This window comes from Flavobacterium palustre (genome assembly GCF_014639535.1).
GTDB lineage: Bacteria > Bacteroidota > Bacteroidia > Flavobacteriales > Flavobacteriaceae > Flavobacterium > Flavobacterium palustre.
Map to the genome: position 1 here is coordinate 125,377 of NZ_BMGA01000001.1, position 16,186 is coordinate 141,562.

The window sequence follows — 16,186 nt, forward strand, 5'->3', positions numbered from 1 at the left end:
TTATCTAAATCTTTTCAGCAATTCTTAACTTAGCACTTCTTGCTCTGTTATTAACTTTAATCTCTTCGTTATCAGGAACAATTAATTTCCCGATAGTTTTGAACGGAACCGAAAAATTCCCAAAAAAGTCACGTTCAGGTTCTCCTTCAAACATGCCGTTTTTTATAAATCTTTTAACCAAACGATCTTCCAGAGAATGATACGAAATCACACTTAATCGTCCCCCGGGATTCAAAATCTCTAATGATTGTTCTAAAAATTCTTTTAAAACATCCATTTCCTGATTCACTTCAATTCGAATAGCCTGATAAATTTGTGCTAACACTTTATTTCGAACTCTTTCCGGTAAATATTTCGCCAAAACCTCCTTCAATTCGTCGGTAGTTTTTATCGGTCTGTGTACTCTGGCTTCAATAATAGTTCTTGATAAAGCAGGTGCATTTTTCAACTCTCCGTAATCATAAAAAACCCTTCTCAAATTAGCATCGTCATACTCATTAACTACTTTATAAGCATTAAGATCGTTTTTCTGACTCATTCTCATGTCTAATCCAGCATCAAATCGGGTTGAAAAACCTCTTTCCGGCACATCAAATTGATGAGAAGAGACTCCTAAATCGCCTAAAATCCCATCAACATTTCTCACACCATGAAAACGCAAAAATCGTTTTATATGTCTGAAATTTTCATTAATTAACACAAATCGCTCATCAGGAAGCGCATTTGCAAGCGCATCTTCATCCTGATCAAAAGCGAATAATTTCCCATCAGGACCTAATCGTCTTAAAATTTCTTTCGAATGACCACCACCACCAAAAGTCACATCAACATACACTCCGTCCGGCTTAATATTTAAACCATCTACCGTCTCTTTAAGCAAAACCGGATTATGATATTCCATCGTTGTCGTCATTTATATTACCCATTACTTCTTCAGCCAAATCTGCAAAATCAACTCCGTCATCTATCGACTGCTCATACAAATCTTTATCCCAAATCTCCACAATATTCACCGCAGATGAAAAAACCACATCTTTAGTAATACTGGCAAAATTCACCAAATCCTTAGGCACTAATAAACGCCCCAAAGCATCAATCTCAACCATCTTAACACCAGCAGTAAACTTGCGGATAAAGTCGTTGTTCTTCTTAACAAATCGATTCAGCTTATTGATTTTTTGCATCATCAAATTCCATTCTTCCATAGGATACAACTCCAAACAAGGCTGAAACAACGAACGCTTCAGGACAAAACCATCCTGAAGAGAAGAAGCCAATTGCTTTTTTAAAGGAGAAGGCAACAAAACCCTCCCTTTAGCATCGACTTTACACTCGTATGTCCCTACAATTGCATTCAAAAGAATCGCTTTAAATGATATAGAGCAAAAATATAAAAAAATTTACCACCTTTTACCACTTTCTACCACTTTGTTGATAAGTTTACCCACTTCAAACCCAAAACCCTTAATTTTTAGACAATCAGAACATTAGCCAAAATGCGATTTCTTACAAACAACAAAATTCAATTCGAAAAACAAGACACAAAGCAGCTTCTTTTTTCAACCCTAAAAGCAACATAATTTCACAAAAAAAGCATAGACACTCAATAACATAAACAAGCTAACACTACGCTGCCACAAAAAAGACTTGGCAGATTCTGTTCGAAAAAATGTTTTCAAAAATTCTTTTTAACTGATTATATCCTATATTTGTCGAAATTGAAATTCGCATCCAAAAGCATGGAAAAAAACTATAAAAAAGAAGGAAGATACAGCTATTATGAAGCAGGAGAAGGGACCCCCATTGTCATTTTACACGGCTTAATGGGAGGACTAAGCAACTTTGATGGCGTAGCTCGTTACTTCTCTGACAAAGGATACAAAATTGTAATTCCAGACCTACCTATATACACCCAAAGTCTACTAAAAACTAACGTAAAAGCTTTTGCCAAATATGTAAAGGATTTTATCACTTTTAAAGGTTTTGACCGAGTAATTCTTTTAGGAAATTCACTTGGAGGACACATCGCTTTATACCACACCAAAATGTATCCTGAAAAAGTAGCCGGACTTGTAATTACAGGAAGTTCAGGACTTTATGAAAGCGCCATGGGAGACAGCTACCCAAAACGCGGCGACTATGAATACATCAAGAAAAAAGCCGAAGATGTATTTTACGACCCAAAAATTGCTACTCCCGATCTTATTGATGAAGTATATGCAACGGTAAATGACCGCATAAAACTGATTAAAACTTTAACCATTGCCAAAAGTGCTATTCGTCATAATATGGCTAAAGATTTACCCAAAATGCACGTTCAAACCTGCATTATCTGGGGAAAAAACGACAAAGTCACCCCTCCTGATGTAGCTGAAGAATTCAACAAATTATTACCTAATTCAACCTTGTACTGGATTGATCAATGTGGTCATGCAGCCATGATGGAGCATCCCGATGAATTCAATAAATTGCTGGAAGAATGGCTGACAAAAACTAATCTGAAAGCAGCTTCGGCATAAAACCGCTTTTTTTACATTAAAAAACATGAAAATCAATACCGCCGAATTCGTAATTAGCAACTCAGACGTAAGCAAATGTCCTAAGGATTTTTTGCCGGAATATGCTTTTATAGGCAGGTCAAATGTAGGCAAGTCTTCATTAATCAACATGTTGACTAACCGACAAAAATTAGCTAAAACATCCGGAAGACCTGGAAAAACCCAATTAATCAATCACTTTTTAATCAACAATAATTGGTTTCTGGTTGATTTACCAGGCTATGGTTATGCTAAAGTTTCAAAGAAAACCAAATCGGTCTTCCAACAATTTATCACTGATTATTTTGAAAAAAGACAGCAACTGGCTTGCGCCTTTGTACTAATTGATATTCGCCATGAAGCACAGGCAATTGATATTGAGTTCATGAGTTATATGGGCGAAAGCGAAATTCCTTTCTGCATTATTTTTACAAAAGCCGACAAAATCAGTAAGGTAAAAATCGATTCCCATGTTGCTGCTTACAAAAAACAAATGTTCGCTAACCATTGGGCCGAAATGCCTCCTTATTTTGTAACTTCATCAACTGAAGGCACCGGAAAAGAAGAAGTACTGAATTATATCGATGAAGTCAATCAAGAAATTTTTAAAAACAACAGCGGGTTTTAAATTCCAATTTTAGAAATTCCAAATCCCAAAAATAAAATACAAAAAAACCCCAAATTCCAAGTTTAACAATTGGAATTTGGGATTTTTTATGTTGGAATTTTCATCCCAACACTTCGGGATTATTTTGTCAAATCTAATTTCTCTGCAAAATATTCACAGAAATCCTTCATGGTTGCTGACATTTTCTCATCACCGGTAGCACGATGAAAAGTATCCGACATGGCTACTAAAGTTTGGTGAAAGAAAATCTTCATTTCATCCACAGGCATATCTTTAGTCCATAAATCGATACGCATACTTTCCTTCGCTTTACTATCCCAAACCGACAACATAATTGCTTTTGATTCTTCTAATTCAATTCCGCCGTCTTTTGCCGTCCAATACAATTTTTCCGGAATACGGTTTTCATCTAATTCTACAAGAAAATTTATTTCTGATTTATTTGTGTTTGACATTACTTTTTAGGTTTATAGTTTGATTTTTCAAAAATTTCTTTTGCACTTGTTTGCATTAATTGCGGCAAAGATACTTCATTATTTTTCATATACGAACGAACAATTTGCCAGCCTATCCAAGCCCCTACTCTTCCAGGAGACTCATTATCGATTTCCAAATAAAATTTAGAAAATGGCGCCGGACTGATAAATCTCGGAATCAACTTCGGATCATCATTATATAATAATTGATCTTCGATAAAATAACGCCACATATAACTTTCGTTTTCCTGACACCAAAGCAATTGCTCCGGCGTGTAACCTATTTTATCAGCATCAATATAATCTTCAGACAACAACACATCCTTAAGATACAACTGCTTTCCTGAATAAATCATCGCAGCCAAAAAGCTTTTCTCCATAGCCGGAGGTATTTGTCTTCTGGCAAAACTCTCCACCACATCAGGCATCATTTGTTTTGACTCAAAATTCTGTTTGATATAATTAGGAAACTGATAAAACTTATGTTCTTTTCCCAAATACATTTCAAGCGAAACAATCAACAAACTATCCGCATAAATTACCTTATTATTATAATCCATTTCAGCTATAATAGTATATATTTTAGGTGTTTGTGTTTTAGGGAAATTATATTTTATACGTTTAAAAACGCTTTCTAACTCTACTTTATAAGAATCAAAATCAGAAAACTTTTTTTGAACCTCACCGTACAATTCACGCCAAAGCGGATTTTGCATTTTTTCCAACCAAACATTATCATCATTACCAGCTGGAAAGAAAAAAGGAAATTCTTTTTTTATTTTAGGCAAATCTTCAGGAGGAGTTTCGAAAAAAATCTTATCAAATCGAACCACTTCCAAATCAACCGAAATAGCCTCTACCGCTTTTTCTTTATTATTTTTAGTCTCGCATGATAAAAAAAAGAACAACAGAACTAAGGAAAATACACAAGTTTTCATTTTATTTTAATTAAATTTGCAGCATTATATCAGGAACAACCAGTATGTTAACGAAGATTTGATGCAAAGATACATTTCCTGATGGTTAAAATTTGAACTATTTATGACTAAAAAAAGCACCCTAAAAGTTGATCAGGTAAACACTCAGATTGTCAATTGGTTAAAATCTTATGCTGAATCCACAAAAGTAAATGGTTTTGTGGTTGGAGTTTCAGGAGGTGTCGATTCGGCTGTAACCTCTACTTTATGTGCTCAAACCGGACTTCAGGTGTTATGTGTCGAAATGCCAATACACCAGCATGCAAGTCATGTAAGTCGCGCTAAAGAACACATTGAACAACTCAAAAAGCGTTTTTCTAATGTCAGCAGTGTTCACACTGACTTAACGGCTGTATTTGAAACTTTCAAAAATGAAGTTCCTACCAACTTTGAAGAAAACAAACTCAACCTAACTTTAGCCAATACCCGTGCCCGATTAAGAATGACAACTTTGTACTACTACGCAGGAGTTCACGGACTTTTAGTTGCCGGTACAGGTAACAAAGTAGAAGATTTTGGTGTAGGCTTCTACACTAAATATGGCGATGGCGGTGTCGATTTAAGTCCGATTGCCGATTTAATGAAATCGGATGTTTTTGCTTTAGCTTCCTATTTAGAAGTTCCCAATTCTATATTAACAGCACAACCTTCGGATGGTTTATTTGGAGATGAAAAAACCGATGAACAACAATTAGGTGCCAGCTACGACGAATTAGAATGGGCAATGTTGGAAGATGAACATAAAAATTCTCAGGACAATTATACTGAAAGAGAAAAAAAGGTGTTTGAAATCTACAAAAAACTCAACACAATCAACCAACACAAGATGAATCCGATACCAGTTTGTGTAATTAATCGGATTTAATACTATTTTATCTATAAAAAATAGCATTATTCCTTTTTTTTACCTAAATTTATATATACATTTCACACAAATAAACAACCCTAAAAAAATAAAATCATGATTAAAGTTTGTCTAGCCGATAATTTTCCGGTAGTACATTTTGGAGTAAAGTCGTACTTCAAAGACCATTCAGACATCTCAATAACTGCTAATGTAGGTAGTTTTTTGATGATAAGAGATATACTCTTAACAAAAGAAATTGACGTTCTTGTCTTAGACTTAGAACTAGAAGGTCTTTCGAGTATTTTTGAAGTTAAATCGCTTTTAAAGAATTTCCCTAAAACTAAAATTATTATTTTCAGCGGACTTTCTGAACAAATTTATGCTCCAAATGCCATCAAAGCTGGAGTTTCCGGATATGTTCACAAAAAAGAGAAATTAGAGACTCTTGGGCAATCTATAATCAAAGTTCATCAAGGTAAAATTATCATGAACGAAACAGTTAAGAAAAACCTGGCTTTAATTGCTAAACAAAGTAAAAGCGAGCGCCTGTACCGTAAACTTTCTAACCGTGAGGTAGAGGTTTTACGTTATTTAAGTGGTGGTAAGAAAAACCACGAGATTGCAGAAATCTTAAGTCTAAACGAAAAAACTATCAGTACGTACAAATTACGTTTATTAACTAAACTAAATGTTACTAATTTAGTTGACTTAGTAAACAAAGCTAAAAGTTTAGAAATCGTTTAATTTAAAAACGAGACATGACTCTGCCGAGTTTTTTTGAAAAAGCACGAGTGAGTTCATTATAATCTTTTATCATCATCATAGACTCCATATTATCCTGATCAGGTGATATGGAGTTTTTTAATTCCTCAATGATTCGCCCAACTAAGTACCACCTTAAGGTTAAAATGGTTTCAGAAACATTTTGACTTATGGTATCCTGCTTGGTTTTTGGAAAAATATTTTGTCCTTCCCAGTTGTGCATTACTAAACGCTCGTCTTCCATCAGAATATCAGTAACTTCCTGAGCATATTCAGCCGGCAAACGCATTAAATACTGCTCTAAACTAAAGCTGTCATTTTGAAGATAATAATTAATCAAATCATTAAAAATACCGCGAAACAAAGGATTGGCTAATTCTACCTCATCTTCCTGCAAACTCAAATAAATACGCTGAAAAACTTTATAGGATTTCATTTCAGAAACATTCACTATCTCACCTTCATCGTTGGTTTTCATCAAGACATCCTCAAACTCTTCGGTTTTATTTCCGTACAAAAGTAAAATCTCGATTATTTTGCGTTCCAAACGATACAAAACATCTACTCTTTCTGTAGGCTCGCTTGCATACCCTGGTTCTCCCGGATAATCCTCCGGTGGACCAAATCTGGGATCTTCCGGATCTCCTCCTGAATAGCCCGCACTTTTTGGGTTTGGATTTCTAAGAACTTCAAAAGGTTTTTGCTCTTGTTTTTGCTTTTTAGCAACTTCAGTAGCATCTTTTTGAATTAACTGAGCCAAAGTACTAATAAGCACCTGCTCCGAAATATCCATAATACGGGAACATTCCTGAATGTAAACTTCACGTTGAATACGGTCCGGTATTTTAGAAATACTTCCGACCATATCACGAATCAAATCAGCTTTCTTGATAGGATCGTTCTTAGCTTCATCCATCAAAAGTGAAGCTTTGAACTGGATAAAATCTTTAGCGTTATTTTCCAGATAAGCCACCAACTCATCGTGTGGTGTTTTCTTAGCAAAACTATCCGGATCCTCTCCATCAGGAAAAGTACAAACCTTAACATTCATCCCTTCTTCCAAAATCAAATCGATTCCTCGAACTGAAGCACGAAGTCCCGCAGCATCACCATCAAAAAGAACGGTAATATTTCTGGTCAATCGGTTGATTAAGCGAATTTGGTCCGGAGTCAATGCCGTTCCCGAAGAAGCCACCACGTTCTCAATTCCCGCCTGATTGAACTGAATCACATCAGTATAACCTTCCACCAAAAAACAATTGTTCAATTTGGCTATAGATTGTTTGGCCTGAAAAATTCCGTAAAGCACTTTACTCTTATGGTAAATTTCACTCTCAGGCGAATTCAGGTATTTTGCCGCTTTTTTATCATTGGTCAAGATTCGTCCTCCAAAACCTAAAATCCTTCCGGACATACTTTGGATAGGGAACATCACACGACCTTTAAATCGGTCAAAAGGACGGTCTTCTCTCGGAATGGTCAAACCGGTACTCTCCAGAAATTCCAATTTATAACCTTTCCCTAAAGCTTCTTTAGTCAAAGCATCCCAGGCTTCAGGCGAATATCCTAAACTAAACTTTTCAATAGTATCAAGAGTAAAACCTCTTTCTTTAAAATACGAAAGTCCAATTGCTTTTCCTTCTTCGGTATTTAATAGGGTTTTATGAAAATAATCTTTTGCAAATTCAGAAACCAAATACATACTTTCACGAGCATCCATATTGGCCTTTTCAGCATCGGTTTGCTCGGTTTCCTCAATTTCGATATTGTACTTTTTAGCCAAATAACGAATGGCTTCCGGATACGTAAAATGTGAGTGTTCCATCAGGAAAGCCACAGCATTACCTCCTTTTCCCGAGCTAAAATCCTTCCAGATTCCTTTAGCCGGCGAAACCATAAACGATGGCGAGCGCTCATCAGAAAACGGACTCAGTCCTTTAAAATTACTTCCGGCACGTTTTAATTGCACAAAATCACCAATAACTTCCTCAACACGGGCAGTTTCGAAAACAGTATCTATCGTAGCTTTTGAAATCAATTTTTAAAGAATAAAGTTGGAAAGCATCAAAGATACAATATCAATGGTAATTTTCAATAGCAATAGCAATGACAATGGTGATGACAATTTTCAATTTCAATATTAACTTTAAATCCAGTTTTTTAAAATTGATTTTTGATATTGAAATTGTCTATTTTTTTCTCTCAATCACGTAATTCACCATCAAAGTTAAAGCGTCTTTGAATTCGGAATCAGGATAATTTTGAAGTAAGGAAAGAGCTTCTTGTTGGAATTCGACCATTTTATTTTCGGCATAGGTCAGACCGTTATTATTTTTGACAAAAGCAATGACTTCTTTGACTCTCTTTTTGTCTTTATTGTGGTTTTTAATCGAATTAATTAACCACGACTTTTCTTTAGAAGTACAATTATTCAAAACATGAATTAAAGGCAGAGTCATTTTTTGCTCTTTGATGTCAATCCCTGTAGGTTTTCCAATAGCCTCCTCTGTATAATCAAACAAATCGTCTTTTATCTGGAAAGCCATTCCTATCAATTCACCAAACTTTCGCATATTCTCCACCTGAACCGTATCTTCAGAAACCGATTTGGCTCCCAATGCACAACAAGCCGCAATAAGCGTAGCGGTTTTTTTTCGGATAATTTCGTAGTAAACTCCTTCGGTAATATCTAATCTTCGAGCTTTTTCTATTTGCAATAATTCTCCTTCACTCATTTCGCGAACAGCGACAGAAATAATTTGAAGCAAATCAAAATCACCATTGTCTATCGAAAGCAACAATCCTTTCGATAACAAATAATCACCAACCAAAACGGCAATTTTATTTTTCCAAAGTGCATTAATGGAGAAAAATCCTCGACGACGGTTACTGTCGTCCACCACATCGTCATGAACTAAAGTTGCAGTATGAATCAACTCAATTACCGAAGCGCCTCGATAGGTTCTTTCGTTTACACTTCCACCGGAAATCATCTTAGCGGTTAGAAAAACAAACATCGGACGCATTTGTTTTCCTTTTCTGTTAACAATGTAATAAGTAATTCTGTTTAACAGCGCCACTTGGGAAGACATCGACTCATAGAACTTTTTTTCAAAAAGTTCCATCTCATTAAATATGGGCTGTTTTATTTGAGAAGTGACATTCATTTAGGTTTCAAATATACTATTTTAAATAAAAAGACATTCGCTTTTTTAAATACTTATCTATTTTATTAGTTAATTTTATACTATAAAACTCAAAATTGCGTTTTTAAAATTTACAAAATTGCCCCATTAAACCATTTAAAAATTTCGCCATCTTACTCTAAACCAAAAACCTAAGAATTATGAAAACAAAAATTTTATTAATCGCAGTGTTTTTTACCATACTAACTTTTTTCAGTTGTAGTTCCAACGACGCTACAGCTGATAATACAGCAGTAGTTTCTTCTGATGATGTAGCATTAACTGCAAAAATCGACACTTCGCTGGAAGATATCGATGCCATTACCGAAGACCAATTTAATGCGCAACAAAGTATCTCAGGAAAAATTGACAGTTACCGAAAAAGTATCTTGCCCAGCTGCGCAACCATCAACACAGTTTTAACTAACAATGTCTGGACAAGAACTATCAATTTTGGCACAGAAGGATGTACCTTAGCTAACGGCAATACTATCAAAGGAAAAATCATTATTAGTTTTACAAATGATTTTAGTACTTCGACACATTCAATTTCCTATACTTTTGAAGGATTCTACCACAATGGAAAGTTAATTGAAGGAAATAAAAACACAACTTACACAAAAAAAACAACTGATTTACTTAATGAAATCCATCCTGTTATGACACACTCAATTGACATGACTGTGACATTTGATGATGGGAAAATTTATAAAATAACAGGAACCAGAACAAGAGAAATGGTCGAAGGATTCAGCACTCCACTGGAATGGGAAGACAATGTTTTCTTAGTAACAGGAAATAGCAATATTACTAAAAAAGACGGAACCGTAATTACTTGTACAATTACTAATCCATTACGTTTTGAGATGAGTTGCAGATCTCCATTCCCGATTTCCGGAACTAAAACAATAACTAAAAACAATTCAACTGCAACATTAGATTTTGGAGATGGCGATTGCGACTCCCTCGCAACAATAACTATCGACAATGTAAGAACCGAAATTTCTTTAAGAAAATAACAGTCCTAAAAACTAAAAAGCATCCGATTATTGTTTCTTTTTAATTCAACAATCGGATGCTTTTTTATTTAAAAAAATTAAGCTTCTTTATTGGCCAGTTGCCCGCAGGCCGCATCAATATCTTTACCCCGGCTTCTTCTCACCTTAACTACAATACCTATAGCTTCAAGCGCTTTGACATAAGCATTAATCGATTCTTCCGAAGCCTGTTGGAACTCTCCATCATCAATCGGGTTGTATTCAATCAGGTTCACTTTACAAGGCACATATTTGCAAAATTTCACCAAAGCATCCACCGAAGCCTTATTATCATTAATTCCCTTCCAAACCACATATTCATAAGAAATCTTGCTTTTAGTTTTCTTATACCAATATTCCAAAGCTTCACGCAAATCAGTCAACGGGAAATTTTTAGAAAAAGGCATAATTCGGGCTCGGATTTCGTCAATTGCCGAGTGCAGCGAAACTGCCAATTTGAATTTCACCTCATCATCGGCCATTTTCTTAATCATTTTTGGAATCCCCGAAGTAGAAACTACAATACGCTTAGGTGACATCCCTAATCCTTCTTCCGAAGTAATCATATCAATCGCTTTGATTACGTTATTATAATTCATCAATGGCTCACCCATTCCCATAAAAACAATATTCGACAAAGGATGATTAAAGTACAAACGACTTTCTCTGTCTATGGCAAGAACCTGATCGTAAATCTCGGCTGGCTCTAAATTTCGCATTCTTTTTAATCGGGCAGTAGCACAAAAATTACAATCTAAACTACAACCCACCTGACTCGAAACACAGGCTGTAGTACGTGTTTCTGTAGGAATCAAAACCGATTCTACCACCAAACCATCATGCAAACGAACCGCATTTTTTACCGTTCCGTCATCCGAACGCTGCATGGTATCAACTTTAATGTGATTGATAACAAAGTTGGCTTCGAGCATTCCACGAGTTCCTTTGGAGATATTAGTCATATCTTCAAAACTGTGCGCACCCTTACTCCACAACCATTCATAAACCTGATTTCCACGAAATGCTTTATCATTATTCGCCACAAAAAAATGGCGTAATTCTTCTTTAGATAAGGCCCGTATGTCTTTTTTCTCAATCATGGCGCAAAGTTAATTACAATTTTGAATTATACTGAATTTTTCTAAGCCACAAAATTATATTTTGTAACTTTGTTTTATAAAACAATCCGTCATGGGACTTCCAGAATTAAAACAAAAAATTCAAATGCAAATTGAGAATGCGGACGAACGTTTATTACGTATCGTTTCATCTGTTTTTGATAATTATTTGAATGAAGAACCAATAGTCGAAACTAAAAACAATACTGTTGACGAATCTATAGTAGCGTACAACATAACAGGAAAACCTTTAACCCTAGAAGAATACAATCAGGAAATCGACAAAGGAATTGAAGATTTTAAAAATGGCAGGTCTATTTCTCATGAACAACTTTTAAAAGAAATCAAAAGTTGGAAAAATGAAATATGAAATTAAATGGTCAATTAGCGCATTAAACGACCTAAAAAAAACTTAGAACCATAATTTCAGATTCCAAATTTAAAGCTATTTATAAAGCTCCTGAACAAATTATTTTTCCAGAACAATTTCAAATTGATGAATACAGAAAAGATTGCAGAAGAATAATTGAAGGCAATTACAAAATTTTATATCAATTTGAAAGCAACCAAATTAGAATAATCAAAATTTTTAACTCCCAACGCGACCCTATAAAAAGTCTAAAATAATGCATTTCATATCCCAGGAATTAGAAGATTATGTTGAACAACATTCTGAAAACGAACCAGAATTATTAGCAGCATTAAACAAAGAAACTTATCAAAAAATTCTTTTACCCCGAATGCTTAGCGGGCATTTTCAAGGACGTGTTTTGAGTATGCTCTCAAAACTGATACGCCCGGTAAACATTCTTGAAATTGGAACCTACACCGGTTATTCAGCATTGTGTTTATGCGAAGGAATGCAGGAAAATGGTCAGTTGCACACCATAGACATCAAAGAAGAGTTAGTCGATTTTCAAAGAAAACATTTTGATAAATCCCCCTGGGGAAATCAAATTGTACAGCATTTAGGAGAAGCAATTGACATAATCCCCACACTTGACATTAAATTTGATTTGGTTTTTATTGATGCCGACAAAGAAAATTATCTGAATTATTTTGAACTGATTGTTCCCAGAATGAACAAAGGAGGTATTATTTTATCAGACAATGTACTCTGGAGTGGAAAAGTTTTAGAACCTTTACATCCAAAAGACATCAGCACAAAAGTCTTACTCGATTACAATAAATTATTAAAAGAAGACCCAAGGGTTGAAACCGTTTTACTCCCTATTCGCGATGGATTAACAGTAAGCAGAGTTCTTTAAGATATTATTATTTATTTAAAAAAACGCATATTCATAGTTTACGGATATGCGTTTTTAAATTTTGATAAAACTCTTAAAGCGGAAAATATTTTATTTGTGTAAATTGATATATTTTAAAAACAAACCATCCTGTTAACGCTCCAAATAAATAACCCGATAATATATCTAAAGGATAATGTAACCCCAAATAAATACGACTGTAGGCAAAAATTAAAGGCCAGAGAAACAACAAAAACGTATATTTAAAATACGGCTTAATCAGATGATAAATAAACACCGCTGCCGCCATACTATTGGCCGCATGTCCTGAGAAAAAACTAAACGATTTTGTTTTTTTAACCACCCTGATTATCGAATAAATATCGGGATTATTACAAGGACGTAATCGCTGAACTCCATGTTTAAACAAATTAGTACATTGATCGGTAATTAAAATCAGCAGTGCAATAAACAGAAGAACATACAAAGTTTGCTTACCTCCGATTTTTCTGTAAATAATATAAAGCAACAGTAAAAAAAGTGGAATCCAATTGGTTTGTTTAGTTATAAAAAGCCACAAACCATCGTAAGATTCAGAACCTAGTCCATTCAAATAGACTAATAGTTGAATATCTAAAGAAAGGAGTTTGTCTAACATTATCGACTACGTTTTACAGGACCTGTGATATCTTCAATATCTTCTTTGATTTTAGTTGCCTGAACAACACCATCTCCTAAAACATCTTCTTTTATCTTATCAATTTGAGTATTGATACCACCTGTCATTTCTGACAATGATTTTGCATCTAAACCGTTTTCTTCTGCTCCTTTTTGAATCTCATGTTTGATATCATTTGTGGCATTTTTTAATTGCGCCATCGCTTTTCCCATTGTACGGGCAATTTCCGGAATTTTATCCGACCCAAACAACAACAACACTACAAACATTATAAAGATTAACTCTCCTCCTCCAATACCAAACATATTCTATCTATTTTTTTAAAATGCAAATATACCAAAATTAAAAAAGTCTATTTTTAAATTTTTTCTTAAAATAAAAAACCAATGTTTTTTCAAACAAATACTGTTCTTCTAGTGTTTTGTTATTTTTTGATACTCTACATTCTTAGTAACCAGAAAATCCATTAATCGAAACTCTTCACTTGGCTGCATCAGTTGTCTTGACTTAGAATCGTTCTCGCAGTAAATCAAAAACAATTTAATCTCATCATCCTTTAGATGCAAAGTATTAGAAAAAAAGCTGTAATTCACCTTATTCATTACCACTTCAGAAAAACTAGTTTCTTTGTAAAAATCGACTTTTTGCGGATTATTTTTTCTTAAAACACCTAGTACGTCTTTATAAATCCTTACAAAATCGACCCCGTTTTCTATACCACCTATAGGAGGTAAAGTTTTATTTTTAGGAGAAGATTTAGCATCGTCAAAATATTTCATATCAACATATTTTTGCGTATTCCCTTCAAGCGGGCTTAATTCCTTCTTGGCCCGAATTAAAACCTCAGCCAGTTCATTCGTAAAAATATCCAAATTCACAATCAGCTTAGGCGCAGCAAAATCAGCTTCGGTAAGAACAATTCTTTTCGATTTAAAAGACAAACTGGAAAATACTAAGGTATCATAAACTTTTGCCTTGACTTCAAAAAGTCCGAATTGATCTACCACATCTCCCACATTAGAATTCACATTAAAAACAATTACGTTTTCAACCGGAACCAAATTATTTCGCACCTGTCCTTTAAGTGTTCTTTGCGCACCTATTTGACTAAAAGAAAATTGAGCAAAGAGAAGAAAAATTAAAATGCTTACTTTAGTTTTCATATACCGTTATTTTATTATAATTCTTAGCCAGAGTTAAAATATAGAACTTGGACAGGGTTTTATTTTTTGATTTTAATGAAGATACAAAATCATTATTTTCGATACAATACAACTGAAAATCCCTGATATATTCTTTTTTAACTTTTAATGTCTCAATATAAAAATTTTCTTCAAAAAGATATTCTAATTTAGCCATCAATTGTTCTTTTTCAGCAACAATTAACTCTTTTTTCAACATAGCAGTTCTTCCCGACATCCAGTTTAAAGGTCTGTCTAAAAAACCCGATCTTGCAGAATACAATCGCCTTTCGGCAACCGTGTATTTTTTTTGTCCACTTGGAATAATCCCTAAACTTTCAGCACTAATCTTAGAATCTTCTTTGATAATTACTTCTTTGAGCGGAATACTTTCAATTTGTAACTGAATCATTAAAACAGCTTTTTCTAAATCGGCCCGGACTATCTTTCTACGTAAAGTTACAAGATTTACAGCAGAAAACAGCAGTTGATCACCTTCTTTTACTAAAAGCATAAAACTCCCATTCACATCACTTGAAGTTGTTTTTTGAGTAGTCTCATTCACAATATTAACACCTTCAACCAAAGTTGAATCAACACGAATGATTCCGTGAATTTGTTTTCTGTCATCCTGACTAAAAACAATCTGACAAAATAAAAAAAGAAATAGTAAAAAAAGATTATTTGTTTTCAAGGGCAATTATCGCTTTGTATTTTACTGCCAATTCTCCCAACAAAAATTCAATTGTAGTTTTATTTTTCATCTCTAATATTTTGGTAAATTTTTCATTATCCACCACATAATACTCAAAACCTTTTATATACTCCAAAGGCAGTTGCAATGTATTAATAAAATGTTCCCTGTCAAACATTTTTTCCAACATCACCATATAAGATTCTTTTTTCTCGATTGCTATCTCTTTTTTCAGCATCTTACTACGACCCGAAATAAGATTAATTACAGGATCTAAACCCATCGGATTTAATCGTGCCGAACTCGCAGTAGCATATTTTCTTTCGGCCGGTGTATATTTTTTTTGATCTGAAGAAACAATTCCAAGCGATTCCGCACTAATGGAATTATAATTTCTAACCACTACTTCATTCAACTCATGAACCATTGGAATTAAATATACATTTAAAATGGTTTTCTGAAAATCTTCACTGCACAATACTAATTCTTTACGCTTAGTCTGCAAGCTCGAAAAAAGCAAAGTATCGCCCACATTAGCCTCAATCACAAATTCTCCGTTTGTATCTGTAAAAACCGTTTGCTCCGATGCTAAATTAATAACATAGATGTTATCCAAATTTAGCACATTAGCACTCACCTGACCTTTTATCTCAGGAGCTTTATTTGCCTGCCCAAAAACAACTGTAGCAAACAAAATAAAAAACGCAACCACAAATCCTTTCATCTTACACATTCTCAAGCAGTAAAAATAAATCAGACCCATCCCAATTTGATACTAAGGAGCTGATAAAAATTTGTTAATAAATCCACCCAAAAAG

19 protein-coding genes are annotated in these 16,186 nt (G+C 34.3%); 7 read left to right on the plus strand and 12 right to left on the minus strand.

Annotated features, from left to right (window positions below):
* Positions 1-4: 4 nt before the first annotated feature.
* Positions 5-913: a 16S rRNA (cytosine(1402)-N(4))-methyltransferase RsmH gene (rsmH, locus tag IEV84_RS00610; RefSeq protein ID WP_188491420.1), complete on the minus strand. Its 909-nt coding sequence runs from the start codon at positions 911-913 to the stop codon at positions 5-7.
* On the minus strand, positions 888-1,358 hold the full coding sequence (gene mraZ, locus IEV84_RS00615; RefSeq protein ID WP_188491422.1) for a division/cell wall cluster transcriptional repressor MraZ: 471 nt from the start codon (positions 1,356-1,358) through the stop codon (positions 888-890). Before mraZ ends, rsmH begins: the two co-directional genes overlap by 26 nt.
* Before the next feature lie 381 nt (positions 1,359-1,739).
* Between mraZ and IEV84_RS00620 the strand changes: the two genes are divergently transcribed.
* Together IEV84_RS00620 and yihA are read left to right on the plus strand one after the other, a co-directional pair.
* Positions 1,740-2,519 (plus strand): alpha/beta fold hydrolase, encoded by a 780-nt coding sequence (locus IEV84_RS00620; protein WP_188491424.1) that lies wholly within the window; start codon positions 1,740-1,742, stop codon positions 2,517-2,519.
* A gap of 25 nt (positions 2,520-2,544) precedes the next feature.
* Positions 2,545-3,165: a ribosome biogenesis GTP-binding protein YihA/YsxC gene (gene yihA / locus IEV84_RS00625; protein WP_188491426.1), complete on the plus strand. Its 621-nt coding sequence runs from the start codon at positions 2,545-2,547 to the stop codon at positions 3,163-3,165.
* Between the two features lie 119 nt (positions 3,166-3,284).
* Here yihA and gldC read toward each other — a convergent pair whose 3' ends face one another.
* Together gldC and gldB are read right to left on the minus strand one after the other, a co-directional pair.
* The gene (gldC, locus tag IEV84_RS00630; protein WP_188491428.1) at positions 3,285-3,620 is read right to left on the minus strand and encodes a gliding motility protein GldC; all 336 of its coding nucleotides are present in this window, start codon (positions 3,618-3,620) and stop codon (positions 3,285-3,287) included.
* Positions 3,620-4,579, minus strand: a complete 960-nt coding sequence (gldB, locus tag IEV84_RS00635) for a gliding motility lipoprotein GldB (protein WP_188491429.1) — start codon at positions 4,577-4,579, stop codon at positions 3,620-3,622. The genes gldC and gldB overlap by 1 nt, the downstream gene beginning before the upstream one ends.
* Positions 4,580-4,682: 103 nt before the next feature.
* On the opposite strand from gldB, the gene nadE reads away from it, so the two are divergent.
* Both nadE and IEV84_RS00645 read left to right on the plus strand, forming a co-directional pair.
* Positions 4,683-5,483: an NAD(+) synthase gene (gene nadE / locus IEV84_RS00640; protein ID WP_188491431.1), complete on the plus strand. Its 801-nt coding sequence runs from the start codon at positions 4,683-4,685 to the stop codon at positions 5,481-5,483.
* A 96-nt stretch (positions 5,484-5,579) separates the two neighbouring features.
* On the plus strand, positions 5,580-6,209 hold the full coding sequence (locus IEV84_RS00645) for a response regulator transcription factor (RefSeq protein WP_188491433.1): 630 nt from the start codon (positions 5,580-5,582) through the stop codon (positions 6,207-6,209).
* 1 nt (position 6,210) lies between these two features.
* Here the strand turns inward: IEV84_RS00645 and dnaG are convergent, their stop codons facing one another.
* Complete coding sequence (gene dnaG, locus IEV84_RS00650) at positions 6,211-8,265, minus strand: DNA primase (protein WP_188491435.1); 2,055 nt, start codon at positions 8,263-8,265, stop codon at positions 6,211-6,213.
* Between the two features lie 151 nt (positions 8,266-8,416).
* Positions 8,417-9,394 carry a polyprenyl synthetase family protein gene (locus IEV84_RS00655; protein ID WP_188491438.1) on the minus strand — a complete coding sequence of 326 codons (978 nt, stop codon included), beginning with the start codon at positions 9,392-9,394 and terminating at the stop codon, positions 8,417-8,419.
* Between the two features lie 179 nt (positions 9,395-9,573).
* Between IEV84_RS00655 and IEV84_RS00660 the strand changes: the two genes are divergently transcribed.
* A complete protein-coding gene (locus IEV84_RS00660; RefSeq protein ID WP_188491440.1) occupies positions 9,574-10,431 on the plus strand; it encodes a hypothetical protein in 858 nt (285 codons plus the stop codon).
* A gap of 77 nt (positions 10,432-10,508) precedes the next feature.
* Here IEV84_RS00660 and rlmN read toward each other — a convergent pair whose 3' ends face one another.
* Positions 10,509-11,549: a dual-specificity RNA methyltransferase RlmN gene (gene rlmN / locus IEV84_RS00665; protein WP_188491442.1), complete on the minus strand. Its 1,041-nt coding sequence runs from the start codon at positions 11,547-11,549 to the stop codon at positions 10,509-10,511.
* Between the two features lie 91 nt (positions 11,550-11,640).
* Between rlmN and IEV84_RS00670 the strand changes: the two genes are divergently transcribed.
* Together IEV84_RS00670 and IEV84_RS00675 are read left to right on the plus strand one after the other, a co-directional pair.
* The gene (locus IEV84_RS00670; RefSeq protein WP_188491444.1) at positions 11,641-11,937 is read left to right on the plus strand and encodes a hypothetical protein; all 297 of its coding nucleotides are present in this window, start codon (positions 11,641-11,643) and stop codon (positions 11,935-11,937) included.
* Between the two features lie 256 nt (positions 11,938-12,193).
* Complete coding sequence (locus tag IEV84_RS00675; protein ID WP_188491446.1) at positions 12,194-12,835, plus strand: O-methyltransferase; 642 nt, start codon at positions 12,194-12,196, stop codon at positions 12,833-12,835.
* A gap of 73 nt (positions 12,836-12,908) precedes the next feature.
* On the opposite strand, the gene IEV84_RS00680 is transcribed toward IEV84_RS00675, so the two are convergent.
* From IEV84_RS00680 to IEV84_RS00700, 5 genes are all read right to left on the minus strand, one after another.
* A complete protein-coding gene (locus IEV84_RS00680; protein WP_188491448.1) occupies positions 12,909-13,472 on the minus strand; it encodes a phosphatase PAP2 family protein in 564 nt (187 codons plus the stop codon).
* A complete protein-coding gene (locus IEV84_RS00685; RefSeq protein WP_188491450.1) occupies positions 13,472-13,798 on the minus strand; it encodes a Sec-independent protein translocase subunit TatA/TatB in 327 nt (108 codons plus the stop codon). The genes IEV84_RS00680 and IEV84_RS00685 overlap by 1 nt, the downstream gene beginning before the upstream one ends.
* 108 nt (positions 13,799-13,906) lie before the next feature.
* The gene (gene bamP / locus IEV84_RS00690) at positions 13,907-14,656 is read right to left on the minus strand and encodes a BamP family beta-barrel-assembly machinery protein (RefSeq protein ID WP_229732552.1); all 750 of its coding nucleotides are present in this window, start codon (positions 14,654-14,656) and stop codon (positions 13,907-13,909) included.
* Positions 14,646-15,368 carry a peptidase associated/transthyretin-like domain-containing protein gene (locus tag IEV84_RS00695; RefSeq protein ID WP_188491451.1) on the minus strand — a complete coding sequence of 241 codons (723 nt, stop codon included), beginning with the start codon at positions 15,366-15,368 and terminating at the stop codon, positions 14,646-14,648. The genes bamP and IEV84_RS00695 overlap by 11 nt, the downstream gene beginning before the upstream one ends.
* Complete coding sequence (locus IEV84_RS00700) at positions 15,355-16,092, minus strand: hypothetical protein (protein WP_188491453.1); 738 nt, start codon at positions 16,090-16,092, stop codon at positions 15,355-15,357. The genes IEV84_RS00695 and IEV84_RS00700 overlap by 14 nt, the downstream gene beginning before the upstream one ends.
* Positions 16,093-16,186: the final 94 nt, after the last annotated feature.

Excerpts from the sequence above, each read along its gene's own strand:
- rsmH (WP_188491420.1), bottom strand. The coding sequence starts at position 913 with ATGACGACAACGATGGAATATCATAATCCGGTTTTGCTTAAAGAGACG.
- IEV84_RS00620 (WP_188491424.1), top strand. The coding sequence starts at position 1,740 with ATGGAAAAAAACTATAAAAAAGAAGGAAGATACAGCTATTATGAAGCA.
- yihA (WP_188491426.1), top strand. The coding sequence starts at position 2,545 with ATGAAAATCAATACCGCCGAATTCGTAATTAGCAACTCAGACGTAAGC.
- gldC (WP_188491428.1), bottom strand. The coding sequence starts at position 3,620 with ATGTCAAACACAAATAAATCAGAAATAAATTTTCTTGTAGAATTAGAT.
- gldB (WP_188491429.1), bottom strand. The coding sequence starts at position 4,579 with ATGAAAACTTGTGTATTTTCCTTAGTTCTGTTGTTCTTTTTTTTATCA.
- nadE (WP_188491431.1), top strand. The coding sequence starts at position 4,683 with ATGACTAAAAAAAGCACCCTAAAAGTTGATCAGGTAAACACTCAGATT.
- IEV84_RS00645 (WP_188491433.1), top strand. The coding sequence starts at position 5,580 with ATGATTAAAGTTTGTCTAGCCGATAATTTTCCGGTAGTACATTTTGGA.
- IEV84_RS00655 (WP_188491438.1), bottom strand. The coding sequence starts at position 9,394 with ATGAATGTCACTTCTCAAATAAAACAGCCCATATTTAATGAGATGGAA.
- IEV84_RS00660 (WP_188491440.1), top strand. The coding sequence starts at position 9,574 with ATGAAAACAAAAATTTTATTAATCGCAGTGTTTTTTACCATACTAACT.
- rlmN (WP_188491442.1), bottom strand. The coding sequence starts at position 11,549 with ATGATTGAGAAAAAAGACATACGGGCCTTATCTAAAGAAGAATTACGC.
- IEV84_RS00670 (WP_188491444.1), top strand. The coding sequence starts at position 11,641 with ATGGGACTTCCAGAATTAAAACAAAAAATTCAAATGCAAATTGAGAAT.
- IEV84_RS00675 (WP_188491446.1), top strand. The coding sequence starts at position 12,194 with ATGCATTTCATATCCCAGGAATTAGAAGATTATGTTGAACAACATTCT.
- IEV84_RS00680 (WP_188491448.1), bottom strand. The coding sequence starts at position 13,472 with ATGTTAGACAAACTCCTTTCTTTAGATATTCAACTATTAGTCTATTTG.
- IEV84_RS00685 (WP_188491450.1), bottom strand. The coding sequence starts at position 13,798 with ATGTTTGGTATTGGAGGAGGAGAGTTAATCTTTATAATGTTTGTAGTG.
- bamP (WP_229732552.1), bottom strand. The coding sequence starts at position 14,656 with ATGAAAACTAAAGTAAGCATTTTAATTTTTCTTCTCTTTGCTCAATTT.
- IEV84_RS00700 (WP_188491453.1), bottom strand. The coding sequence starts at position 16,092 with ATGAAAGGATTTGTGGTTGCGTTTTTTATTTTGTTTGCTACAGTTGTT.